Source organism: Pseudomonas poae, from assembly GCA_028869255.1.
GTDB classification, from domain to species: domain Bacteria; phylum Pseudomonadota; class Gammaproteobacteria; order Pseudomonadales; family Pseudomonadaceae; genus Aquipseudomonas; species Aquipseudomonas poae_C.
The window spans coordinates 2,724,040-2,746,752 of sequence record CP110972.1 but is presented as its reverse complement, the minus strand read 5'-3'; the positions used below and the strand labels follow the sequence as shown (position 1 = coordinate 2,746,752).

The 22,713-nt window shown below is 60.4% G+C and carries 19 protein-coding genes and 3 pseudogenes; 7 read left to right on the top strand and 15 right to left on the bottom strand.

From position 1 onward, the window contains the following. The first annotated feature begins 290 nt into the window (after window positions 1–290). On the top strand, window positions 291–917 hold the full coding sequence (locus LRS56_12555) for a PAS domain-containing protein (GenBank protein WDU65205.1): 627 nt from the start codon (window positions 291–293) through the stop codon (window positions 915–917). Here the strand turns inward: LRS56_12555 and LRS56_12550 are convergent. Both LRS56_12550 and LRS56_12545 read right to left on the bottom strand, forming a co-directional pair. Then, window positions 905–1,285, bottom strand: a complete 381-nt coding sequence (locus LRS56_12550; protein WDU65204.1) for a RidA family protein — start codon at window positions 1,283–1,285, stop codon at window positions 905–907. The two genes, LRS56_12555 and LRS56_12550, sit on opposite strands and share 13 nt — an antisense overlap. Beyond that, window positions 1,282–2,247, bottom strand: coding sequence for a threo-3-hydroxy-L-aspartate ammonia-lyase (locus LRS56_12545; protein ID WDU65203.1), 966 nt, complete (start codon window positions 2,245–2,247; stop codon window positions 1,282–1,284). Before LRS56_12545 ends, LRS56_12550 begins: the two co-directional genes overlap by 4 nt. 121 nt (window positions 2,248–2,368) lie before the next feature. Between LRS56_12545 and LRS56_12540 the strand changes: the two are divergent. The 3 genes and pseudogenes from LRS56_12540 to LRS56_12530 all read left to right on the top strand — a co-directional run bounded on the left by LRS56_12540 (window position 2,369) and on the right by LRS56_12530 (window position 4,515). After that, window positions 2,369–2,985, top strand: a pseudogene (locus LRS56_12540) (LpxA family transferase). A 93-nt stretch (window positions 2,986–3,078) separates the two neighbouring features. Beyond that, window positions 3,079–3,597, top strand: coding sequence for a sigma-70 family RNA polymerase sigma factor (locus LRS56_12535; GenBank protein ID WDU65202.1), 519 nt, complete (start codon window positions 3,079–3,081; stop codon window positions 3,595–3,597). Beyond that, window positions 3,594–4,515 (top strand): annotated as a pseudogene (locus tag LRS56_12530) (DUF4880 domain-containing protein). Before LRS56_12535 ends, LRS56_12530 begins: the two are co-directional and overlap by 4 nt. Before the next feature lie 207 nt (window positions 4,516–4,722). Here LRS56_12530 and LRS56_12525 read toward each other — a convergent pair. Genes LRS56_12525 through LRS56_12515 form a run of 3 tightly spaced genes read right to left on the bottom strand, consistent with a single transcriptional unit; the run spans window position 4,723 to window position 7,230 of the window. Further along, entirely contained in the window at window positions 4,723–5,439 is a 717-nt protein-coding gene (locus LRS56_12525; GenBank protein WDU65201.1) for an ABC transporter ATP-binding protein, read from the bottom strand. Continuing rightward, window positions 5,436–6,263, bottom strand: a complete 828-nt coding sequence (locus LRS56_12520) for an ABC transporter permease (protein ID WDU65200.1) — start codon at window positions 6,261–6,263, stop codon at window positions 5,436–5,438. The genes LRS56_12525 and LRS56_12520 overlap by 4 nt, the downstream gene beginning before the upstream one ends. Before the next feature lie 10 nt (window positions 6,264–6,273). After that, window positions 6,274–7,230 (bottom strand): aliphatic sulfonate ABC transporter substrate-binding protein, encoded by a 957-nt coding sequence (locus LRS56_12515; protein WDU65199.1) that lies wholly within the window; start codon window positions 7,228–7,230, stop codon window positions 6,274–6,276. A gap of 317 nt (window positions 7,231–7,547) precedes the next feature. On the opposite strand from LRS56_12515, the gene LRS56_12510 reads away from it, so the two are divergent. The 3 genes from LRS56_12510 (at window position 7,548) to LRS56_12500 (ending at window position 12,208) form a co-directional block, all read left to right on the top strand. Then, window positions 7,548–7,763, top strand: a complete 216-nt coding sequence (locus tag LRS56_12510) for a TOBE domain-containing protein (protein ID WDU65198.1) — start codon at window positions 7,548–7,550, stop codon at window positions 7,761–7,763. Between the two features lie 285 nt (window positions 7,764–8,048). Then, window positions 8,049–9,647 (top strand): hypothetical protein, encoded by a 1,599-nt coding sequence (locus LRS56_12505; GenBank protein WDU65197.1) that lies wholly within the window; start codon window positions 8,049–8,051, stop codon window positions 9,645–9,647. Then, window positions 9,581–12,208 carry a hypothetical protein gene (locus LRS56_12500; GenBank protein ID WDU65196.1) on the top strand — a complete coding sequence of 876 codons (2,628 nt, stop codon included), beginning with the start codon at window positions 9,581–9,583 and terminating at the stop codon, window positions 12,206–12,208. Before LRS56_12505 ends, LRS56_12500 begins: the two co-directional genes overlap by 67 nt. A 43-nt stretch (window positions 12,209–12,251) precedes the next feature. On the opposite strand, the gene LRS56_12495 is transcribed toward LRS56_12500, so the two are convergent. The 10 genes and pseudogenes from LRS56_12495 to LRS56_12450 form a co-directional block, all read right to left on the bottom strand. Beyond that, complete coding sequence (locus LRS56_12495) at window positions 12,252–13,397, bottom strand: pyridoxal phosphate-dependent aminotransferase (protein ID WDU65195.1); 1,146 nt, start codon at window positions 13,395–13,397, stop codon at window positions 12,252–12,254. Between the two features lie 86 nt (window positions 13,398–13,483). Beyond that, window positions 13,484–14,962: a PhoPQ-activated protein PqaA family protein gene (locus LRS56_12490; protein WDU65194.1), complete on the bottom strand. Its 1,479-nt coding sequence runs from the start codon at window positions 14,960–14,962 to the stop codon at window positions 13,484–13,486. 128 nt (window positions 14,963–15,090) lie between these two features. Further along, window positions 15,091–15,747 (bottom strand): response regulator transcription factor, encoded by a 657-nt coding sequence (locus LRS56_12485; protein ID WDU65193.1) that lies wholly within the window; start codon window positions 15,745–15,747, stop codon window positions 15,091–15,093. A gap of 117 nt (window positions 15,748–15,864) precedes the next feature. Beyond that, window positions 15,865–16,918 (bottom strand): annotated as a pseudogene (locus LRS56_12480) (chemotaxis response regulator protein-glutamate methylesterase). Continuing rightward, a complete protein-coding gene (locus LRS56_12475; GenBank protein WDU65192.1) occupies window positions 16,918–17,406 on the bottom strand; it encodes a chemotaxis protein CheD in 489 nt (162 codons plus the stop codon). Before LRS56_12475 ends, LRS56_12480 begins: the two are co-directional and overlap by 1 nt. Then, on the bottom strand, window positions 17,403–18,215 hold the full coding sequence (locus LRS56_12470; GenBank protein ID WDU65191.1) for a protein-glutamate O-methyltransferase CheR: 813 nt from the start codon (window positions 18,213–18,215) through the stop codon (window positions 17,403–17,405). Before LRS56_12470 ends, LRS56_12475 begins: the two co-directional genes overlap by 4 nt. Further along, window positions 18,216–18,743 (bottom strand): chemotaxis protein CheW, encoded by a 528-nt coding sequence (locus LRS56_12465; GenBank protein WDU65190.1) that lies wholly within the window; start codon window positions 18,741–18,743, stop codon window positions 18,216–18,218. Between the two features lie 11 nt (window positions 18,744–18,754). Next, on the bottom strand, window positions 18,755–20,389 hold the full coding sequence (locus LRS56_12460) for a methyl-accepting chemotaxis protein (GenBank protein WDU65189.1): 1,635 nt from the start codon (window positions 20,387–20,389) through the stop codon (window positions 18,755–18,757). Between the two features lie 19 nt (window positions 20,390–20,408). Next, window positions 20,409–22,388: a chemotaxis protein CheA gene (locus tag LRS56_12455; protein ID WDU65188.1), complete on the bottom strand. Its 1,980-nt coding sequence runs from the start codon at window positions 22,386–22,388 to the stop codon at window positions 20,409–20,411. 3 nt (window positions 22,389–22,391) lie between these two features. Then, window positions 22,392–22,709: an STAS domain-containing protein gene (locus LRS56_12450; GenBank protein ID WDU65187.1), complete on the bottom strand. Its 318-nt coding sequence runs from the start codon at window positions 22,707–22,709 to the stop codon at window positions 22,392–22,394. Window positions 22,710–22,713 lie beyond the last annotated feature (4 nt).

Sequence of the window (22,713 nt, the reverse complement as noted above, 5' to 3'; positions counted from 1 at the left end):
GCGAGAATTGAGGTGACGGAGCGAACGACAGCGATCTGATCTTCCTTGTCACGGCACTTTTCCAAAGCGCTGCCTATCGAGTCATGGTTAACAGCTATTAGCTACTACACAGCAGTAGATATAGCTGGCAATCCTTAACAAGCAAGGCATTCCGACGGATTTTCCAGAGGGCGTGAAATAAAGCCTTCGCGCCTGTTTCACCGGCGTTACAGCTTGGGTGGGCAGCCTGTCGTCATCTTTCAGTAGTGCACAAATTGACGCCCTGTCCAGGACTGGATATGTTGTCTCGCATGAAAAACACCTCACTCGAAGACACCACCCTGATCAGCCAGCTCGAACAGATCGCCGAAGGTTTGAGCAAAACCTTCAGCCCCTTCTGCGAAGTGGTGCTGCACGATTTGCGCGACCCGCAGCACGCGATCCTGGCCATCCATAACAACCTCTCGGGCCGCCAGCCCGGTGACCCGGCCACCGAGTTGGGCCTGGCGCGGATTGCCGACCCCGAGTACCCGCAGGTCGTTGCCAATTACCAGAATCAGTTCGCCGATGGCCGCCAGGTCAAGAGCACGTCGATTGGCATCAAGGACGCCAGCGGCAAGTACGTCGCGGCGCTGTGCATGAACGTCGACCTCTCGTTGTTCCGGGGCTTGCAGGGCATGCTGGAGCAATTTGGCTCGGTGAGTGGCGACAAGCCCGGCGAGTCGCTGGACCCTTCCGGCGCCGATACGATCCGGGCGCGCATCGACCAGTTCGCCGCACGCCTGGCCACCACCCCGCGTGCACTGAAGACGGCGGATCGACGGGTGCTGCTGCAAGAGCTTAAAGACTCGGGTTGCATGGACGTCCGCCGGGCCATGGAGACCGTGGCCTCGCACCTCGGCGTGTCGCGTGCGGCGGTCTACACCTACGCCAAATAGCGTGCGATGGCTTCAATCTCCACCAAGTAGCCGTGGTGCAATTCGGGCACCGGCACCACCGCGCGGGCAGGGCGGTGGTCGCCCAGTGCGGCGGCATACACGCGGTCGAATTCCGGCCAGTGGCCGACGCCGGCCACATACACCGTGACCTTCACCAGATCCTCCGGCGCGCCACCGGCCGCCTTTAATATCGCCAGCAGATTGCCCAGCGCCACACGCGCCTGTTCGGCAAACGACGCCGACAGGTTATGACGCCCATCCGCGCTCACCGGCAGTTGCCCGGAGATATACAACGCGCCGGCATGGGCGATGGCTTGGGAATAATGGCCGGCGGGTGCTGACGCATCGGGGGTATGGATGATCTTCATGGGGCCTCGCTGAGCAGGTTGGCGTACTTCTGGCTATCCACATTGCCGCCGGTGACGATAATCCCTACGCGCTGGCCCTTGAAGCGCTTGCCCAGTTGCCGCAATGCGGCCAGGCCCAGGCAGCCGGTCGGTTCCACCACCAGTTTCATGCGTTGCATGAAAAACTTCATCGCCGTCACCAATTCGGCATCCGACACCGTGAGGATGTCGTTCACCTGGTCGCGGATGATCGGGAAGGTGTAGTTGCCCAGGTGCTGGGTCTGCGCCCCGTCGGCGATGGTGGCCGGGGTGTCGATATGCACGATGCTGCCGGTGCGCAACGACTGCTGGCCGTCATTGCCGGCCTCGGGTTCGACCCCAAACAGCTGGCAATCCGGTGCCAGCGCACGCGTCGACAACGCGGTACCGGACAACATGCCGCCACCGCCCAGGCCGACGAACAAGGCGTCCAGAGGGCCTGTGAATTCCAGCAGCTCCTTGGCGGCGGTGCCTTGCCCGGCAAGGATGTGTGGATGATCATAAGGCGGGATCAGGGTCAGGCCGTGTTCAGTGGCCAGGGCGCGGCCGATCTGCTCGCGGTCTTCGTTGAAGCGGTCATACAGCACCACGCTGGCCCCGTATTCGCGGGTGGCCGCGACCTTGGCCGCGGGCGCATCGGTGGGCATCACAATGGTCGCCGGTATCCCCAGCAATTGCGCCGCCAGGGCAATGCCCTGGGCATGGTTGCCCGAAGAGAACGCCACCACCCCAGCCTTGCGCTGCTGCGCATCAAACTGCGAGAGGGCATTGAACGCGCCGCGAAACTTGAACGAACCGGTGCGTTGCAGGTTTTCGCATTTGATGAAGACCTGCGCGCCGGTCTCGGCATCGAGGGTGCGTGAGGTGAACACCGGCGTCAGGTGGGCGACACCTTGCAGGCGCTGGGCGGCGGCGATGACATCGGAGTAGTCAGGCAATTGCATGGGCGGGCCTCGTTTGTGTTTGTGGATAAAATATCCATAACAAGACAATTAGTAAAGATTCGTTTGTCCGCTCCGACATGCTAGCGTTTCGAACTTCCCCGACACCCTGGAGGGTTTGACGTTGATCCGACTCAGCGATTACATCGCCAACTTTTCCCAATCCCCGCTGGCACCCTGGGCTGACCTGGCGCCCTGGGCCCTCGCCACCCAAGCCCCCGCGATTGTTCGCCAACTGCTGGCCGAACTGCCGGCCGATGAATACACCGTGCAGGATGAAATCGCCATCCACCGTACCGCCACCGTCGAGGCTGGCGCCTTGCTCAAGCCTCCCTGATCATCGGCGCCCATTGCTTTATCGCCAGTGGTTCGCTGCTGCGTGGCGGTTGCTGGCTGGACGAGCACTGCATCATCGGCCCCGGTTCCGAGTTGAAAACGGCTTTCGTGTTCAGCGCCAGCAAGCTGGCGCACTTCAACTTTGTCGGCGATTCGGTGCTGGGCCACGGGATCAACCTGGAGGCGGGCAGCATTGTCGCCAACTACCGCAATGAACGTGACGACAAGGAAGTGCAGGTGCGGGTCGATGGCGTGTTGCAGCGCACCGGTTGCGACAAGTTTGGCGCGTTGCTCGGCGATCAATGCCGGATCGGCGCGAATGCGGTGCTGGCGCCAGGCGCAATATTGGCACCGGCCAGTGTGGTAGGGCGCGGGCAAGTGTTCGACGCAGAGGCGACGAAATAAACGCGACGTTGAAAAGATCATGGTGTCCCGGCACGATATTAAATAGAATGAATCTCATTTGAGACTAAATCGCGCCCGTGCAGGTTGCTCGCCATGAATGATGCTGTTGTTCCTACGCACGCCCCCGAACTGACGCTGTCGAGCCTGTACCGCGACCACCGCAGCTGGCTGGAAAACTGGCTGCGCCGGCGCCTGGGCAATGCCTGGGATGCGGCCGACCTCAGCCAGGATACGTTCCTGCGCGTGCTGGCCAGTGCGCAGCCGATTGCGCAGATGCAGGAACCCCGGGCGTACCTGGTCACGGTCGGCAAGCGCCTGTTGGTTAATTTCCATCAACGGCGCAGCCTCGAACAAGCCTACCTGACGGCCTTGGCCACCTTGCCCGAATCCAGCGTGCCGTCGCCTGAGCAGCGTTGGCTGCTGCTGGAAACCCTGCAGGCCCTGGATGAATTGCTCGATGGCTTGCCAGCGGTGGTACGCCGCGCGTTCTTGTGGAGCCAGCTGGAAGGTTTGGGGTATCGCGAGATTGCCGAGCGCCTTGAGGTGTCCGAACGCACGGTGAAGCGCTATATGGCCCAGGCCTACGAGCACTGCCTGCTGGTGGAACTGTGAACCGCGACGTCGCACGCGCCGCCGCTCAATGGCTGGCGCTGCTGGAGTCCGGCGCGGCCACCGAGCGCGATCACGCCGCCTTGCAGCACTGGCGCGACAGCCATCCCCAGCATGAGCAGACCTGGCAACGCGCCCAGAGCTTGCGTCAGCGTTTCAGCGACTTGCCCCAGGCGTTGGCGATGGCCAGCCTTGATCGCCCGCAACCGGGTCGGCGCGCCGTGCTCAAACGCGCACTGGGCGTGGCGGCGCTAGTGCCGACCGCCTGGCTGATCAGCCGCCAATTGCCTATTGAGGCCTGGCGCGCTGACGTGCACACCGCCACCGGCGAGCGCAAACGCTTGCCCTTGGCCGACGGCGCCAGCCTGCAACTCAACACGGCCACGGCGGTGGATGTGGACCTGGCGCAGCAACGCATCAGTCTGGTAGACGGTGAGCTGGCACTAAACGTACCGGGCCCGCAGGCGATCACGGTGCACACGCGTTACGGCGAGCTGAAGGTCAGCCAGGCCGAGGTGTGCGTGCGGCAATTGGCGTCCGGCTGCCTGGTGTCGGTGCTCAAGGGCGTGGTGCAGGTGCGCGACCTGAAGGGGCAATCGTCGACCTTGCAGAGCGGTCGGCAAGCCTCGCTGAAAACCGCCGGGCTGGGTGCCTGGGTGCCATTCGATGTGCTGCAACTGGGTTGGCGCGACGGGGTGCTGACCGCGCAGAACCAAGCGCTGGGGGATTTCCTGCGTGAACTGGAGCGTTATCGCCCGGGGGGTGTTGCGCTGGGATTCAAGCCTGGAAGCACTGCGAGTCACCGGCAGTTTCCGCCTGGACGACACCGACCGCATCCTCAACCTGCTGGCCTCAACCCTGGGGCTCGAAGTGCAGGCGCGGACGCGGTATTGGGTGACGCTGCGCAAAGCGGTTGTCTGACATAACTCCCGTCCTTGTGGCGAGCGGGCTTGCTGTGGCGAGCGGGCTGTTGTGGCGAGCGGGCTTGCCCGCGTTGGAGTGCGCAGCGCTCCCGCTTTTTTTGGGGCCGCTACGCAGCCCAACGCGGGCAAGCCCGCTCGCCACAACAGCCCGCTCGCCACAACAGGCGGGCTTGCTAATTTGCTACAAGAGCCTGCATCCGTTGCCCTAGATCACATGCGCCCGCTGCAGCTCAGTCAAGGACAGTGCCTTGAGCTGCGCCAGCAGCGGGTCGCGGCGGTCCCTTGGGTGCGGCAAGTCCACCGCCAGCTCCTGGCGAATGCTGCTCGGCCGGTTGTCCATCACCAGCACCCGATCACTCAGGTACAGCGCTTCATCCACATCATGGGTGACCAGCAGCAGGGCGATGGCATGGTGCGCGGCCAGTTGCAGCAGCAAATCCTGCAGCTTCATCCGGGTAAACGCATCCACTGCGCTGAACGGCTCATCCAGCAACAACACCTGCGGCCTTGAATACAGGCCACGGGCGATGGCCACGCGCTGCGCCATGCCACCGGACAGCGCTTTGGGCAATGCCTGGGCAAAGCCCTTGAGGCCGACTTCCTCGATCAATTGCGTGACCCAGGCCTTGTCGTAGCGGTTGTCATCGCTGAAGCCGATGTTCTGCTCCACGGTGAGCCAGGGCATCAAGCGAGGCTCCTGGAACACAAACGCGACCTCGCCGTCGGGGCTGCGCAGTTCGCCCCGGAAGTCCGTTTCCAGCCCGGCGACGATCCGCAGCAAGGTGCTTTTGCCACAACCGCTGGGGCCCAGCAGGCTCACGGCTTCGCGTGGTTGCAAGGCCAGGCGCACGTCTTTCAATACGGTGGTGCTGGCGAAGCTTTTGCGTACCACATGGATGTCCAGTAATGGCTGCATGCTCATTGCTCCCCACCTTGGCCATTGAAGGTGTCACGCCAGGCCAGGCAGCGTTTCTCCAGCGCCGCCAGCAGGCCGTCGCTGACCTTGCCCAACAGCGCCAGTACGATGATTGCCGCCAGCACGATGTCCGGCCGCGAGGTTTCCCGCCCATCGCTGAGCAGGTAACCCAAACCCTTGGTGGCCGCGATCAGCTCGGCCGCCACCAGAAACATCCACGCCAGGCTCAAGCCGCTGCGCAAGCCGGTGAACAGGCCGGGCAGGGCGGCGGGCAACAGGATGCGCCGCACCAGGCGCCGTCGGCTGAAGCCGTACATTTGCCCGACTTCCACCAGCTTGCGGTCGATATCGCGGATCGCCGCGACGCCATTGAGGTACACCGGGAAGAACGCGCCAATTGCAATCAGTGCGATTTTCGAGGTCTCGTCGATGCCCAGCCACAGCAGCAACAGCGGCACCCAGGCCAGGCTTGGGATCGAGCGCAGCCCGGCGAAGGTTGGTTCCAGGTAGGCTTCAGCTTCCCGGCTCAAGCCGACCCAGGCGGCAAACACCAACGCCAGGCTGGCACCAATGGCAAAGCCCAGCAGCACCCGGCCGAGGCTGGCGCTGATGTGCTTCCACAAGGCGCCTTCTGCCAGGTCCGCAAGGGTCACGGCGATCTCGCTGGGCGCCGGCATCTGATACGACGGCAGCCAGCCCACCCGCACCACCACCTCCAACACCAGCAGGATCAGCACCGGCAACACCAGGCCCTTGAGCCGCCTCGGCCAGGCACTGCGGTTGATCGCCGCCGGCGCGGCCAGGGGCAATGCTTGGGTTTTGCTGGTCATCACGCGCTCCTTAGTGGCCGTACGAGGTGTCGATCAACTGGTCGATCACCTGGTCCACATTCACACCTTTGCGCACCAGTTCTTCGGACACCAGGATCGGTGCGGCGGCCTTGGACGACGCCACATCCTTGCTGCTGAGAAATGGCGTGCTCAGGTCGGTACGCGACAATTGCAGCTTGGCCACCTCCAGCGGCAAGCCAGATTCATCAGCGAGCAGCTTGGCAAACTCGTCCGGGTGTTTTACCGCCCAGTCGCGGGCTTTCTCATAGGCGCCGAGCACCTTGGTGATGGTTTGCGGGTGTTCCTTGGCGAACTTCTCGGTGACGCTGACCACGCCGTAGCTGTTGAAGTCCTTGTTGCGGTACAACAGGCGCGAGCCGGCCTGGATTTCGCTGGCCGCCATGTGCGGGTCGAGACCGGCCCAAGCGTCCACATCACCTTTTTCCAGCGCGGTACGGCCGTCCGGGTGTTGCAGGTGCACCAGTTCCACATCGTCCTTTTTCAGCCCGGCCAATTGCAGGCTGCGCAGGGTGAACAGGTACGGGTCGGTGCCTTTGGTGGCGGCGATTTTTTTGCCTTTGAGGTCGGAGACGCTCTTGTAAGGCGAGTCTTTGCGCACCACCAGCGCGGTCCATTCGGCGCGGCTGTAGACGTACACCGACTTGATCGGGCTGCCGTTGGCGCGGCTCAACACGGCGGACAAACTCGCCGAGGAGGCGAAGTCCACGCCGCCGCTGTTGAGGTATTCCAGGGAGCGGTTGCTGCCCTGGCTCAGCACCCAACCGACCTTGCTCTGGGGCAGGGCCTGTTCCAGCCAGCCGAAGTGCTTGAGTACCAGGCTCACGGGCGAATAGTAGGCGTAGTCGAGGTTGACTTCGGCGGGATCGGTTTCGGCGGCAAAGGCCTGGGGCTGTAGGCACAGGGCGAGGGCGCAGGCGCCGAGTAAGCGTAGGGTGAAGGGTTTCATGGAACAGCTCCGGCAAGGCGTTGAGAGAAGGCTTTTCTTATATTCAGAAAACTGAGTTGGCATGTTTCATCATGCTTTATAGGAATATGCAGTCTCTGTGCCATCTGGCCAGGAGCCGGATTTACGCGGGGAGGGTGTTTAACGCTGTTGCTGGAAGCAGCAGATTGTTGAACCACTGTTGGCTGGGCAACAGTTCTTATATATCTATATCGAATAAATAAAGAGTTATATATTCCTTTTAATGTTCTCGCTGATGGCGCATTTTGAGGGCCTGCGCATTCGTGCGGATTGACCCAACAGCCAAAAGGAAACCCGACATGACTATTAAAGCGATCAACGTGCGCAACCAGTTCAAAGGCGTGATCAAGGAAATTCTGCTGGGCGAAGTGGTGTCCGAAATCGACGTGCAAACCGCGTCCGGCATCGTGACGTCGGTGATCACCACCCGCTCGGTGCGGGACCTGGAATTGAAAGTGGGCAGCGAAGTGATTGCCTTTGTGAAATCCACCGAAGTGTCGATTGCCAAACTGTAAATGTGCTAGCAAATGTGGGAGGGGGCTTGCTCCCGATCGCAGTGTGCCAGTCTCTGAATAAGTCGACTGATACGCCGCCATCGGGAGCAAGCCCCCTCCCACATTTTGGTCTGCTGGTTATCGAACTCGCGCCAGGTGCTGTTGAACGGGCGCTTGGCTTCTGGTTGTTGGCGCTGTTCAGAAAGGTCTGATAGGTGAGCTGTTGGTGCCGTTGATAGTGTTGCACTCGTCAGGAGCCACGCCATGAAAGGGATGTAGAACGAATAATTGATTACGAGCGTATTCATGCATCTGCCCGCTACCCGTACCGCGCCGTTCTTTTCCGACCTAGACCTATATCCCCGTGACACGTCCACACCGCCCAATGAACAACACCGCGAAGGTGCGTCTGAGCGCGTTCGTCGCCACACCTCTATTGCAGGCGGGCCGCCCCCCAGCGTTGTGCCGGATGATGAGGTACCTGCGCTTTTTCGATCGGAAGTGGTCAAGGCCAAACAAAGCGACCATCACGCTTACGAGCGTGGGTATTTTATTCCCGCGGCCGTAGAAATTCCTGGCTATTACAAGACCATGAGCGATCAGGCACTGATGAGGCTTGCAGTGGGAGGTGGGCTGAGCCCTACGCAACTCGGCGCGCTGCAGTACTACATTGAACAGCGGTTTACAGAGCGGAGCCAGATCTCGGGCGCTCAAAACGATGTTAAAAACTTCACGGCGATCATGACAGCCCCGGGCGTAAGAACTACGCCCATCCCGCAAAGCTATTACCTTTCCATCGTCAACCAATTGTCCAAGGGAGAATGCGCAGGGTTAGTGCATCTTCTGTCGTTGGCGATTGCGCAAGGTAAGGAACACATTTTACTCGGTAACATCCATCAAGCCCTCGTCAATCCTGACTCACCTGAATCCCAAACGTTCTTCCATAACCTGGCGAGGGTTCATAAACAAGTAGACGACCCCGACGTTGCACACGACCCCGCCACCACCAAGATCGGCGCCTATTCCGAAATAACAGCGCAACTGACCAGCTCACCCGACACGAAAACGTTATTGATCAGCGCTCATAAACATCGACTGACCGCAGGCGTTGTCGTTGAACCCTCAGGTCATCGAACGTATTACTACTTCGACCCGAATATCGGCCTGACCAGGTTTGATTCCGCTGAAGCTTTTGAAGCCGGGTTAAAAAAGATATTTACTCACCCCAAACTCAAGTACTTGGTCAAGCCTTTGCAGACTGATCTCGGCAGGCCCAGGTACAAAATCAGTGTGTTCAATCGCGATCACCTTCCCCTGATATCCGGTGCCTCCCACAACGTCAAATTTTTGTATGACGCGCCCTTGGCCGGTCTTGATCAGGTTAACGTGCTGAGTGCTTCAAAGCTGCCGACGTCAGCAGAGCTTCGGTTTAATGCACCGCCTGCCGGCGACGCCGCTGCGACAGCCTACGAACGCGTGTCGCAAGGGTTGAAAGAAGTCCATGAGCTTAAAGGCATGAATCAATTCCACAAGGCATTGGACGTTTTCAAAACGGTCGAACAGTTTATTGCCGATCATCCAAATGCCTCGCAAGTGCCGGCCATGAAAGTGCTGGGGCAACAGTTGCTCAATGCGATCAATCAAGCTGCCGCGCCAGAGGCGTATCCGTACATCTTTGAACGTATGGAGAAAGATCGTGCCCATCTGGCTGAGGACCGTCTTGGCTCACCGTCGTATTTCAAAACAGAACCTATCCAGGGCAAGTCAGTAGAAGTATCTGCAGCGGCTGGCATCGACCCGCATAGAGTCGACCATAGGTCAAAGCGACGATCGACTCCGTGCTGCAAAACCTTTCAAAGGTTAATCCGGCCGCCGTGCAATCGGTTGGCTCTGTTGTTTCGGTAGTTATTGCGAACGCCGGCGAGCATCCGCAGACACAGCTGCGTTTGAGCACCCCGCCAACCCTGATTATCGGCGACGACTTTTTCAACGCACCTCCCGGCCAGGCACGCGCCGATTTGGTCGCCGGTCGGCTGCAAGAAGTACATCGGTACATGACGGATCCCACGGTATTTCTGGTTGCGGAAAACGCAAAACTGCGCCTTCGTACAGACGCGTACCAACCGGTGGCCCTCACGACAAGGCCATTCAACGCAGGGGCATCGCAGGTTGACGCGGCGCAATTGCAGCGCATGCAAGAACTCGACAAGACGCGCCCTGCGATTCGCATCGGTGAAGTGGAGGTCAGTCGTGCCGAACTTTACCAATTGGGTGCCACTGTCAACGGCAAGCCGATTGAAGATGCGCTGGTCAATGATCCGAATGGCAGCAAACTGGCAGCCACTGTAGAGATCGACTACGCGCGCTTTGCGGCCAACCTCAAGTCGGCACCCAGCGAGGTTGCTGATCGTATGGATAGCGTGCTTGGTGAGTTGGCGGCGAATCGTAGCCTTGACGCGCCACCCATGATCAACCGCCGGGAGGGTGGCCAGGTGCCGGAAGAGCTGTCGAAAGCCGTCAAGGCGATGTCGACGGTTTCTGCTGAGATGCGCGATTTTCGAATCAGCAATAAACCGGTACCGCCAGACTTTTTCTCTGCCGGCGACACGAAAATAGCGCGATCCAACCAGGTCGCGGGCTTGGGGTTTCGGGCGTTCAGCACTTTCCAGGGGCTGCGCAGTGCCGTCGAGAACCTGAGACAGGGTGATACTACGGCGGCGGCTATTGGTTTTGGCGCCGTGGGTGCGGATTATGCGGGCCTGGGCGTAGAAGTTGCCTTGAACAAGATGGCGCAAAAAACCATCACTGGTCAGGCTTCGTCCATCATAGCCTTCAAGACCGGCAGCCTTGGAAAAATGGTTGGCAAGGCCGCAGGCGGGATCGGGCTGGTGTTCAGCGTGCCGTTTGATACCTACAACGCCGTCGATTCATTCAAGAAAGCCGGTCGCAGCACAGGCAAAGAGGCACAGGACCACTACGTCAATGGCGCTTTTGCCGTCACCAATGCTGTGACATCAATAGCGTTGGGCGTGGCATTCATGGCAGGTGCCAGTGCTGCCGGCCCGGCGGGCCTGATCGTGGCGGGTGCCTTGATGGCCGCGCAAGCCATTTATTCAGCCGTACGTACCGTAGAAGAGATTGATCGTTATACGCCGCTTTCGGGTGGGCAAAAATTCAGTGTCGGTGTGAAGTCGTTCCTGGGGTTTGAGCCGGGATTCAGTGTCATGAAGCCGTATTTGGAAAAGAAATACGCCGAGGAGTACCTGGAGCAGAACCAAGCCCGCCACACGGCCTTTTTGCAAGGCGATGGCAAAGAATATTTTGAGCGCGTTGTATTCGGTTCAGCCGAGGTCGAGGCCAAACAAGTTTCCGGGAAAGTCCGGCTTACCCCGGCACTTTGGTATTCACCTGCTTCCTGGTTGCTGCATCAGATCAAAGTGCCAGGCCATGTTCCGACGGTGAGTGTCAAAGGCGCCGGCGATAATCTTTTAGGCCCTTTCAACTCATTGAACGGTAAGCCCGTACACGCAGTAGAAGGCGAGCAGGGCGCAACGAAGGCCACGCTTTGGGATTTGGGTGACGGCGATGACTGGGCATCAGGCGTGGAGAACAAACCCAATTATTTTTTACTGGGCGGTGGCAAAAAAGGCATCAGAGGTGGCGATGCGGACGATACGGTTGTGATCAATGCCGATGCACGCCAGACCCTGGAACAGGCCGAGCAAGTCTCGGAAACCGAAAAAGACGGTTTCAGCCCGCGGCAAACTTCACTCAATGGTGGAGACGGGCGCAATACGTTGATTTTTTCGGGTGCGCTCAACACCTCCTTCGAGGAGGACGGGAGCCATAAAACTGCCAATTACTTGGGGCACGTTATTAACTTAAAGACCCATACAGTCTCAATAAAAACCGCAGAATCGAATACCGACGGTTTGAAAAAAATCGCACACTTTCAGTCATTCTCTAATGTGACCACCGTTGCCAAGGGGGAAAGCTTCGTCCAGGGCAATGACGAAAACAATCTGATCACCCTCAATGGTGATAACGATGTGGCTTACACCGGCAAAGGCGCGAACATTGTCGTGGTCAATGGCGGCGCCGATCTATACGGCGAAGGCGGCTTCAACACCTACGTGATCAACAAGGGCGATCAGGGGGTGACCATCACGGATCCTGTTAAAAGTATCGTCAGGCTGGACTATCGCGCCGATCAACTGGAGGGCTGGAGGGTTTCGCCCTCGGGGGATCTGTCGGTGAACCTGATGGGTGAAACGGGGCGGGAACTACAGAAACTGGTGATCAAACATGCGTTTCCCAAGGGCGTGAACGGCGAGCAAGCACTGCCAACTTTCATCACCAGCGACGGTACGTTGCTGACGGTCAGCGCTTCACACCAAGGCGGGAACTTCAGTCGTTTTCCGCAGGTGAGCAGCATGAAAGTTGACGTTCAGAAACCACCAAACTAACCCCAGAGCAAGTTGACTGGCACCGCGAAGGTGCCAGTTCTTTTCAGCGGTTTTGCAGGCTGCGCTCCATACGCTGCAAACCTTCTTCCAGCATGGCCCGTGGGCAGCCGAAGTTCAGACGTACGAACTGCTGGCTGTCGTCGCCGAATTCGATCCCCGCGCTCAAACCGACCTTGGCCTGCTCCAGGAAGAACTGCTGCGGGTCGTCCAGGCCCAAAGCGCTGCAGTCCAGCCAGGCTAGGTAGGTGCCCTGCGGCACGTGCATCACCACGCCAGGCAAGCGCGTTTGCACGGCGTCAAGCAGGTAGTCGCGGTTGGCTTGCAGGTACTGCACCAGCGCCTCCAGCCATTCGCCGCACTGGCTGTAGGCCGCGCGAGTGGCCTCCAGGCCCAGGGGGCTCACGCTGTCGACCATGCCGCAGCGGGCCTGGTTGAAGCGCTCGCGGACCTCGGCGTTCTGCACCACCGCAAAACAGGTCTTGAGGCCTGCTACGTTGTAAGCCTTGCTGGCCGACATCAGCGTGATGGTGCGCTGGGCGATGGCGGGGCTGAGGCTGGCGGTGGGGATGTGGCGGCGGCCGTCGAAGCACAGTTCGGCGTGGATTTCGTCGCTGATGATCAGCGCGCCGTGTTCCAGGCAGGCGTTGGCCACGGCCAGCAATTCTTCGCGTGGGAAGACTTTGCCCATCGGGTTGTGCGGGTTGCTCAACAGCAGCGCACCGGCGCCGGTCAAGGCCTGGTGCAGGGCCGGCAGCGGCGTGAGGTATTCACCGTTGATCAGCTCGAACGGCACTTCGATACGCGGCAGGTTCCAGTGGCCGGGCGCCAGGCGGATCGGCCGATAGTTGGGCGTTTGCAACACCACCGGTTGGCCGGGCTGCACAAACCCGTGCAGCGCCATATTGAAGCCGGGTTCGACACCCGGCAGAAACAGCAGGTCTTCAGGCTGCACGCGCCAGGCGTACTTGGCCCACAGGTCGTCGATGATGGCTTCGCGCACATCCGGGCCGGCCACGCTGTAGCCGAGAATCTGCTGGTCGAGGCGCTGGTGCAGAGCTTGCAACACGGCGGGCGGCGCGGCGATATCCATGTCGGCGATCCACATTGGCAGAACGTCCTGCGGGTAACGGTTCCACTTGGTGCTGCCGGTGCCGAGGCGTGGGTGGATCGTGTCGAAATCAAAGCTCATGGGGGGCTCGTATCAATGAAGCAGGCAGGAAATGCCGATGATTCTAACCCGATAAAATCCAGATACCAGCCCCGGCAAACCGCGCCTCACTCAGAGGGCACTCGCTCCTGCAACGTTTGGCAAAAAGGCCCGCCCGGTGCGGGTGGTTGGGAGGGGTATGTGTCGGGCGTTATCTGCACCTGGCTGGTGGCGATCATGCCATCCTCAAATGTCGCTTCGACGAACGATGCGTGCCAGCCTGCCTTGGGCGCGGTGCCGGTTGGCGCGACTGTTTGCGAGGCAGGCAGTTGGGTTGGCACATAACGAATGTTGCAATTGAAGCGAAAGTCCCTGGCGGCCGGGTTGTGGGCGTCCCAGCGAACCACGCGGCTGGGGACTTCTGAAAGCTTGAAGCCGCCTCCTGCAACCGGATTAACGCTCGGCAAAGGCCGACCTTCACGGATCCGCTTGAAGAAAGGAATCAGGGTATCGGGCAAATAGGCGCGAATGTCATGGGCGCTATTGGGCAGGGACCTCAGGGTTTTCTGGCCTGGCAAGCTGTCGTAATAGTTGCGACTGCTGTCCGGCGTAAAAAAGTCGTCGCCGCTGGCATTCACGATGTATTTAGGCGTGCGCAGTCGGTGGGCATACGCGGTGTCCAGATAGCGCAGCGGGTCGATGACCTGCATAAGCTTGTCAAAACCCTCGGTATTGAGCTGCGCCGTGACACCCTCGCGGTAATAGTCGATAAATGCCAGCGGCCAGCTATGACCATACACCTGGTAGGCGTGTTCAAAGGCGAGTTTGCCGCTGAGTGTCTCGATGACTACCGGTGCGATTGCGGTGACGCGCGTGTCCACCAGCGTTGCCAGCCACACGGCCCAGGCGCGTTTTGAAGCGCCAGTCAGGATGTAGCCGGAAGTTTTTACCGGCAGTTCTCGATCCGCCAGGTCCATGGTCTTGATGATGGCTTCCATCACCGGCACGTTCAAGGCCATGAAAGGGTCGGCGGCGGGGGCCTGCATGAAAAGCTTCCAGCTGTGGGCAACGCTGTCGTCTTCCGTACGAGGTTTGCCATCGTTGTTGTAGGTCAGGTATTGGTTGGGCGCATCATCGACCACCACCACGCTGGATCGGGTTTCGCGGGCGATGCGCAGCAGGCTGTCGCGGGTGAAGTTGTTCGGTGCGCCAGGAGCGGAGCCCGGCAAAGGGTGATTGACGCCGTCGTTGACCACCAATATCGCGGGTTTGTCGCGTGACACATCCTGCGCAACGTAGATCTCTACCCGATGGTTCCAGACGGCGGGGGCGATGGCGCCGTTGCGCCCCCAATCCTGGGAGATGAGTCGGTAACGCCTGATTTGCACGTCGCCAACCTGTTCAACGCCTTCTGCCTTGTAGTTAAGAGGGATCAGTGCGTGGGCTTTTTTATAGCAGCCCAGGACTTCGCTGAAGTTTTCTCTGTTTTGTTGGAAGCACGCCATGGCGTCAGACGTGACATCGGCAGGGGTCCTACAGGCGTTGATCAGCACCAGCGTGCCCAGCATGGCTGACAACCTGAGGAGGCGGTACGGAGGGAATGACATGGTTGCACTTCCTTGCGGTTAACCGGGAAGTGGCCATTTAATGCGTGGAAATCGCTCTGCGCTACTGTCAAGTCTGACAGGTACAGACGACTGGAAAGGTTAACCCGCGCCGCACGTGATCAACCAGGTCAGTCGTTTATTTGTACGATGCCTTCGCGTACCGCAAACATCACCAGGCTTGCGACATCGTGAATGTGCAGGCGATGCATAATCTGCGAACGATGTGCCTCGATCGTTTTGATACTCAACCTCAGCCCTTGCGCAATATTGCGCGTTGTCTCCCCGCGGGCGATCAACCTGAGTATTTCGAGTTGCCGCACAGTCAATTTTGAATGCGATAGGTATTTCGCTTCTTCACGCGTTTGCTTCACCGCCTGATTGACCACCAATGAGACTACTGGAACTGACAGGTACTGGCCGCCGCCTTGCAGGGCCTCCAGCGCCAGTTCAAGCTCCAGTACGCTGGCGCTTTTTAACAGATACCCTTTGGTGCCAAGTTGCAGGCACTGCATCACGAAGCTCGAGTCCTTGTGTATCGATATCATCAGGATTCGACTATGCGGGGCGTTGATCGAGAGGCTTTTGAGAAGTTTGATGCAGGCCACACGTTCTATGTCCATGTCGAACAGAATAATGTCCGGCTGCAGGCGCGACGCTAGTTCGAGGGTGGTACTTTCATGGTCGGCTTCTGCAATCACTTCGTATTGCTCTTTTTGCTCCAGTAATGCGCGCAGGCCGGCACGTAACAGTGGATATACATTAGCTACAAGGATTCGACAACGCATAGGCTTCAGCCAAAATCGCAGAGAACATGAGGCAGCGTTGAACACGCTGCAGTAATTTATTGGGCAGTGTCCGTGACTACATGGGTTAACGCGCGCTTTGTAACATGCGAATACTTTTCAGGCGTGGCGGGCGTTATCGGCAAATTCCTGGATTAAACGGGCGAAGGTGTTAAGTGGCTCAACGTTTTGAGCCGCGCCCAACTTGATGGCTTCCTTGGGCATGCCGAACACCACGCAACTGGCCTCATCCTGGGCGAGGGTCTGGGCGCCATTTTCACGCATCGCCAGCAGGCCGCGTGCACCGTCGTCGCCCATGCCGGTCATGATGATGCCCAAGGCGCTGGGCGCAGCGTGTTTGGCGATGGAACGAAACAGCACGTCTACGGAAGGTTTATGCCGATTAACCGGTGGGCCGTCCAGGACCTCGACCTGGTAGTGCGCACCGTTGCGCTTGAGTTGCATATGAAGCCCTCCGGGGGCCAACAATGCCAGCCCGCTGTGCACACGATCCAGATGCCGGGCCTCGCGCACCTCTATCTGGCAGATCTTGTCCAGCCGACGGGCAAAGTCGGCGGTGAATTTTTCCGGCATGTGTTGGACGATGACAATCCCCGGGCAATCACGTGGAAGCTGGCGCAAGACGAACTCCAGGGCTTGCGTGCCACCGGTAGAGCAGCCCAGCGCGACGACTTTTTCGCTGGTGCGCAACACACCGGCCGGTGCAATCCGCGTGCCTGCAGCCGTGGGCACGGGGAGGGTGGGGCAGGCTGCGCGGGCGGGTTTTTGCACCGTGTTCAATCTTGCGGATCAACTCCCCCGACAAGCCTTCCAGGCTTTGCTTGAGCCCCAGGCGCGCCTTGGTGAACACCCCCACGGCACCGGCGGACAGCGCCTCGACGGCCACACTGTTGCCGTGCTCGGTCAGCGTGGAGCAGATGATGGTCGGCGTCGGGCGTTCGCGCATGATCTGGCGCAAAAACGTCAGGCCGTCCATGCGCGGCATCTCGATGTCGAGCACCAGTACGTCAGGCCAGTCGCGGCGCATTTTTTCGATGGCATAGAGCGGGTCGGCAGCCTGGCCGATAACGCTGATCCCCGGATGGCTGGCCAGGTAATGGGTGAGTACCTGGCGCACCAGCGCTGAGTCGTCGACGATAAACACCTTGATCATCAGAACAGGCTCCGCACCGGCATTGACGGCCCGCCGTTGCGCAAGCACTCAATCGCGCCACTGCGGCCGTTGACCTGCAAGCGCCGGTAGTGCTCGCCGTTCAGGTCGCAGGCGTCGACCGACCAGTTGCGCAGGCTGAACTGCTCGCGGGCAAAGGCGCTGTTGCCGTCGCCGACTCGGCGCCGTGGGTTGCCCTCGAAACGCACCAGGCTGCCACCGCCGAAAATACCTTTGCGGTACTCCTCGGGCTGTGTGCCATGGCGGGCCATATCGGCGTGGATGCGTTGGAACACCGCCTCGCCGTAACGGGTGTCGAGCCGGCTGCCAGCGCCCGGATCGTTCGGCAGCAGGAAGTGCGAGACGGCCAGCAACTGCCGGCGCGGGTGCCACACCACGATTGCGACACAACTGCCGAGCAACGTGGTGACCACGCCGTCGTGAGTGCCGAAAAAGTAATCGCCGGGGTTCAGGAATATCGATGGTTTCATAAAAGCTCGTAAACCGAGGGGCAGACCAGGCGCATGGGCAGATCAAACCCGTGAACGCTTTCCGCATGCCCGATAAACAGCAGCCCGCCGACGCGCAGCTGGGTGATCAGGCGCCGCACGATTCGCTGTTTCTCTTCGTGGTTAAAATAAATCAGCACGTTGCGCAAAAAAATCACGTCGAAGGGCCCGAGCGCCTCCGGCAACGGTTGGGTGATGTTGATCTCGCGCAGGCTCACGCGCTCGCGCAGGGCTGCCTGCACGCGGAACCGCCCGTGCATGTCGCCGATGCCATTCAGGCAATGGCGTTTGAGCCAGCCTTCGGGGAAATACTTGGCCTGGGCCATGTCATAGATGCCCTCGTGGGCCCGGGCAAGCATGCTTTGGCTCAGGTCGCTGGCCACGATGGACCAGTCCTGGGTGCGTGCGCTTTCGCTGGCGACCATCGCCAGGCTGTATGGCTCTTCGCCGGAAGAGCAGGCGGCACTCCAGATCCTCAGCGGCCCGCGCTGCCCGGCCAGCCATTCGGCAAAGAAATCAAAGTGCGGATGCTCGCGGAAAAAGTACGTCTCGTTGGTGGTCAGTAAATCCACCACCAGCCGCCGCTCATTGATGAACAACGGGTTGTCGAGTAACTGCAAGTAATCGGCGTAGCTGTCCAGGCGGTAATGGCGCAGGCGCTTCATCAGGCGCCCGGCCACCAGCGGGCGCTTGTTCGGCGCCAACTGAATGCCCGATGCCTCGGCCATGAGTTTTTGCAGGCGACGAAACTCGTAGTCCGCGAGTTTCGGCAGTTTTAAAAGGGCGGACATTCAGAGTCCGTTCTTTACGGCGAGGCTCAATTGCTCGATGTCATCGAGCGACAACACCTGGGCGATATCGAGAATAATCGTGAACGCCTGTTCATTGCGCGCCATGCCCGCGATGAAGTCGGTGCGAATCCCTGCCCCGAAAGGCGGCGGCGCCACCACCTGCTGAGGGTCGATATCGAGCACTGCATCCACGGCATCCACCACCAGGCCGATGGGCTGGGTGGTGTCGCTCAAGGCCAGCTCGATGATGACGATGCAGGTGCGGTTACCCGCCTGGGTCAGCTCGAAACCGAAGCGCGCCGCCAGATCAAGCACCGGCACCACATTGCCGCGCAGGTTGATAACGCCATGGATAAACGCCGGCATCATCGGCACGGCAGTCACCTGTGCGTACTCGATGATTTCGCGCACCAGTTCGATTGGCAACGCGTAGTCCGCCTCACGCACCCGGAACGACAAGTGCTGGATACTCAGGGGCTCGACCGCTGCATCGGTGCTTTGAAAGCGGTGGTTGGCGAGAGAAGTCATGGGCGCAGTACTCAACTGAAACTGACGAACTGGCTTTCATCGGCCGTCGTCCTGCCCTTGGACCAGCTTTGCGAGGCGCTGGGGTAATTGTCCTGGCTGCGCGGCTGGCTGCGCTTGAGCGGTGGAGTGTCCTGCTCGAACCGAAAGAAGCCGATCAACTCCTGCAATTGCCCGGCCTGGGCGTTCATTTCTTCGGCGGTGGCGGCCAGCTCTTCCGACGCTGCGGCGTTTTGCTGGGTGATCTGGTTCATCTGGCCCATGGCAATGTTGATCTGCCCGGCGGCGCCGCTTTGTTCTTGCGAGGCGGCGGTGATTTCCTGCACCAGGTCTGAGGTTTTCTGGATATTCGGCACAATCTCGTTGAGCAGGCGACCGGCCTGTTCGGCCAGGTGCACACTGCTGGACGCGACCTGGCCAATCTCCTGTGCCGCGACCTGGCTGCGCTCGGCCAGTTTGCGCACTTCGGCGGCAACCACTGCGAAGCCTTTGCCGTGTTCGCCGGCTCGGGCCGCTTCGATGGCGGCGTTGAGGGCGAGCAGATTGGTCTGGTAGGCAATGTCGTCGATGATGCTGATCTTGTCGGCGATTTGCTTCATGGCCAGCACCGTATCGCTGACCGCGCCGCCGCCTTGCACCGCGTCGTTGGCGGCTTTACCGGCAATACCGTCGGTGATTTTTGCGCTTTCGGTGTTCTGTGCGATAGACGCCGACATTTCCTCGACCGAGGCGCTGGTTTGCTCGACGCTGGCGGCTTGTTCATTGGCGGCCTGGCTCAGCGACTGCGACGTGGAGCTGACTTGTTCGGAGGCCGACGAGAGTGAGTCGGCCGAGCTGCGAACGTCTCCCAGAATGCTGCGCAGGCGCTCGGTCATGTTTTGCATGGCGGCGAGCAACTGGCCGGTTTCATCGCGGCTGTTGATCGGCAAGTCCTGGCTCAAATCCCCGGCGGCCATACGATTGGCAGCGGCCACGGCGCCGTTCAACGGCTTGGTGATGCTGCGGGTCACCAGCGCGCCAATCACCACGCCGAGCAAGGTGGCGGCGATGACCAGCGCGATCATTTGCAGGCGCGAGCGGTCGGCGATTTCGGAGATTTGCTGGTTGGCTTCTTTGGCGCGCTCCTGCTTGTTGCGACTGACTTCGCCGATCAGACGGTCGATCTGCTCGCCGCTGACCACTGCTTTAGGCAGCAACTCGGTGACGTCGCTGGCCTCCTGCAACTGGCTGGACTGCTGGTGCAGGGTCAGCACCTGGTGCACCAGGTTTTCATAGTCCTTGAGCGGGGTTTCCAACTGGTCGACCTGGGCCAGGCCTTCCGGGGTGATAAAGCTGGCGCGTGCCTTGCTGATTAACGTGCGGGTTCTGTCCAGGGCCGCTTTGGCCTGGTTCGCCGCCTGTTCGCGCGCCGCGTGGTTGGTCGACAGCAGGCTTTGGCGCATCGAGCGGCCGGCCACGATCAGCTGGATATTGGCTTCTTGCAGGGTGCTCAAGCCCGTCACATCCAGCTCGTACATGCGGTCGGACAGGCTATTGACCTGTTCCAGGTTGCGGATGCCGATAAACCCGATGATCGCGGTCAACGCGACGACCACCAGAAAACCGGCGGTGAGTCGGATGCCTATCTTCATGTTGCGAACAAATTGCATGCGGTTTCTCCTGAAAAGGCTAGGCAAGGGGTTCTAAAAGGGGGGCGTCGGTCTCGGCCGGGGCCTGTAGCTGGCGGAACAGGCTGGGCACATCCAGTATCAGCGCCACCTGCCCGGAGCCCAGGATGGTCGAGCCGCTGATGCCGCGCAGGTGGCGGAACATCTGGCCGAGCGGTTTGATCACGGTTTGCAGCTCACCGAGCAAGTGGTCGACAATCAGCCCGGCTTGTTGCCGGCCCTGGCTGACCACCACGATATTGCGCCGCCGGGCCGTGCTGGCGGGCAGCCCGAAGTGCTTGTCGAGGGCAATGCACGGCAACGGCGTGCCGCGCAGGTTGAGGTAGCCGCAAGGGTTGCTGAGCAACGCGTCGCTGGCCTCCATGCATTCGGTGACCATGTCCAGCGGGATAACAAAGCTGTCCTGGCCAACGCCCACATGGAAACCGTCGATGATGGCCAGGGTCAGCGGCAGGCGAATCCGGAACGTGCAGCCCGCGCCTTGCTGCGATTCGATCTCGATGCTGCCGCGCAGTTGCTCGATGGCGCTGCGCACCACGTCCATGCCCACGCCGCGCCCGGAGAGGTCGGAGACCTGTTCGGCGGTGGAAAAACCGGCTTCGAAAATCAGCAAATGAATCGCCGGGTCGCTCAGCGCCGCGTCGGCCTCGATCATGCCTTTGCCTACGGCTTTTTCACGAATGCGTGCGGTATTGAGCCCACGGCCGTCGTCGCTGATTTCCAGTACGATCATGCCCGAGTCGTGGTACGCGTTGAGCTGCAGGTTGCCCTCGGCGGGTTTGCCGAGCGCGAGGCGTTCAGCGGCTGACTCGATGCCATGGTCGATGGCGTTGCGCACCAGGTGCGTGAGCGGGTCGGCGATCTTGTCGATCACCGACTTGTCCAGTTCGGTGTCGCCGCCCTGGATGCTCAACTGGATGTGCTTGTCCAGTTGCTTGCTCACATCGCGGACCACGCGGTGGAAACGGTTGAACGTGTCACCGACCTCGACCATGCGCAGTTTCAACGCGCTTTCACGAATGTGCTCCACGTGCTGATGCACCGCTAGTGCGCTTTCGATGCAGGCGTTGTCGCCCGTGCGTTTGGCCTGCATCTGTGCGCCCGCGGTGCTGATGACCAGCTCGCCGACCAGGTTGATCAGCTCATCGAGCTTGTGCGCCGCGACCTTGACCAGGCTGGTGTCTTGGGGGCGGTGCTCGCGGGCCACCACAGGTTTTTCCGCTGACACGCTCAGGCTTGGCGCAGCCTCGGTAAGGGGTTCTACGGTGAGGGTGCAGAAGTCGAGTATAAACTCGAAGACATCGACGATCTCCTGCCGGCTCGCGGCGCTGCGCAGGGTCAGGGCAAACCCCAGGTAACAGGCTTCGGGGTCGAAGGTGTCCAGGCCTGGCAAGCGCTCGGTACGGGTCTGCAGGGTGATGATTTCGCCCAGGCGCTTGAGGTAGCGCAAGAAGGCCGCCGGGTCGAAACCGTTACGCAGCAAGGCTTCGCTGAAGTCGATGGAGATCTGCCACAACTGCGCTTCAGCACTGAGGGCGGGCGCGTCCGGCGGTGTGTCGACGCACGGCGGGTTTTGGTTCACGCCGCGTGCCAGGGCCAGCGCTTCGAGCAACAAGGCTTGCTGGGCCAGGTCGGTGTGCAGCTCGCCGGTGTCGGGGTCGACGGCTTCAAGCATCACCCGAAGCTCGTCCATGCACCGCAGCATCAAGGAGGTGAGGTCTTCGTTGAGTGTGCGCTGGCCGTCGCGCACTTGCATCAGCAGGCTCTCGAGGTGATGCGTCAGGTTGACCAGGGGCGTCAGCGAAAAAATCCCCGCCGAGCCCTTCAGCGTGTGCACGGCACGGAACAGGCCATTCACCGCGTCGCTGTCAGCGGGTGCGCTTTCCAATTGCAGCAGGTGGTCTTCGGCATCCTTGAGCAAGTCCCGCCCTTCGCTCAGAAAGCCCTGGAGCAGTTGGGTCCACTGTTCGCCACTGAGCATTGTTCAGTCCTCGATCCGTGCGTTGGGAAACAGTGATTCCAGGCGCAGCAATGCGATGGTTTCGCGCACCGCCGGGGCGGCGTCGACCACCGTCACCGGGCTGCCGCCCTGGCACAGCGTGCGCTGTATCACCAGCAGCAGCTGCAGGCCTGCGCTGTCGAAATCGTCGATGCAGCCAAGGTCGAGCTGCCAGGCATCGGCGTGCAGCGGCAACAGCGCGACAAAGGCATCACGCACAGCGCTGGCCTGGTAAATGCTCAGGTCACCGTCGATACGCAGGCGCGTCGGGCCGCCGAAAGCGGAAGGGGTGAGGGTGAACATGGGC

What these genes read in the sequence shown, in the direction of transcription:
- LRS56_12555 (WDU65205.1), top strand. Translation starts at nt 291, where the DNA reads ATGAAAAACACCTCACTCGAAGACACCACCCTGATCAGCCAGCTCGAA.
- LRS56_12550 (WDU65204.1), bottom strand. Translation starts at nt 1,285, where the DNA reads ATGAAGATCATCCATACCCCCGATGCGTCAGCACCCGCCGGCCATTAT.
- LRS56_12545 (WDU65203.1), bottom strand. Translation starts at nt 2,247, where the DNA reads ATGCAATTGCCTGACTACTCCGATGTCATCGCCGCCGCCCAGCGCCTG.
- LRS56_12535 (WDU65202.1), top strand. Translation starts at nt 3,079, where the DNA reads ATGAATGATGCTGTTGTTCCTACGCACGCCCCCGAACTGACGCTGTCG.
- LRS56_12525 (WDU65201.1), bottom strand. Translation starts at nt 5,439, where the DNA reads ATGAGCATGCAGCCATTACTGGACATCCATGTGGTACGCAAAAGCTTC.
- LRS56_12520 (WDU65200.1), bottom strand. Translation starts at nt 6,263, where the DNA reads ATGACCAGCAAAACCCAAGCATTGCCCCTGGCCGCGCCGGCGGCGATC.
- LRS56_12515 (WDU65199.1), bottom strand. Translation starts at nt 7,230, where the DNA reads ATGAAACCCTTCACCCTACGCTTACTCGGCGCCTGCGCCCTCGCCCTG.
- LRS56_12510 (WDU65198.1), top strand. Translation starts at nt 7,548, where the DNA reads ATGACTATTAAAGCGATCAACGTGCGCAACCAGTTCAAAGGCGTGATC.
- LRS56_12505 (WDU65197.1), top strand. Translation starts at nt 8,049, where the DNA reads ATGCATCTGCCCGCTACCCGTACCGCGCCGTTCTTTTCCGACCTAGAC.
- LRS56_12495 (WDU65195.1), bottom strand. Translation starts at nt 13,397, where the DNA reads ATGAGCTTTGATTTCGACACGATCCACCCACGCCTCGGCACCGGCAGC.
- LRS56_12490 (WDU65194.1), bottom strand. Translation starts at nt 14,962, where the DNA reads ATGTCATTCCCTCCGTACCGCCTCCTCAGGTTGTCAGCCATGCTGGGC.
- LRS56_12485 (WDU65193.1), bottom strand. Translation starts at nt 15,747, where the DNA reads ATGCGTTGTCGAATCCTTGTAGCTAATGTATATCCACTGTTACGTGCC.
- LRS56_12475 (WDU65192.1), bottom strand. Translation starts at nt 17,406, where the DNA reads ATGAAACCATCGATATTCCTGAACCCCGGCGATTACTTTTTCGGCACT.
- LRS56_12470 (WDU65191.1), bottom strand. Translation starts at nt 18,215, where the DNA reads ATGTCCGCCCTTTTAAAACTGCCGAAACTCGCGGACTACGAGTTTCGT.
- LRS56_12465 (WDU65190.1), bottom strand. Translation starts at nt 18,743, where the DNA reads ATGACTTCTCTCGCCAACCACCGCTTTCAAAGCACCGATGCAGCGGTC.
- LRS56_12460 (WDU65189.1), bottom strand. Translation starts at nt 20,389, where the DNA reads ATGCAATTTGTTCGCAACATGAAGATAGGCATCCGACTCACCGCCGGT.
- LRS56_12455 (WDU65188.1), bottom strand. Translation starts at nt 22,388, where the DNA reads ATGCTCAGTGGCGAACAGTGGACCCAACTGCTCCAGGGCTTTCTGAGC.
- LRS56_12450 (WDU65187.1), bottom strand. Translation starts at nt 22,709, where the DNA reads ATGTTCACCCTCACCCCTTCCGCTTTCGGCGGCCCGACGCGCCTGCGT.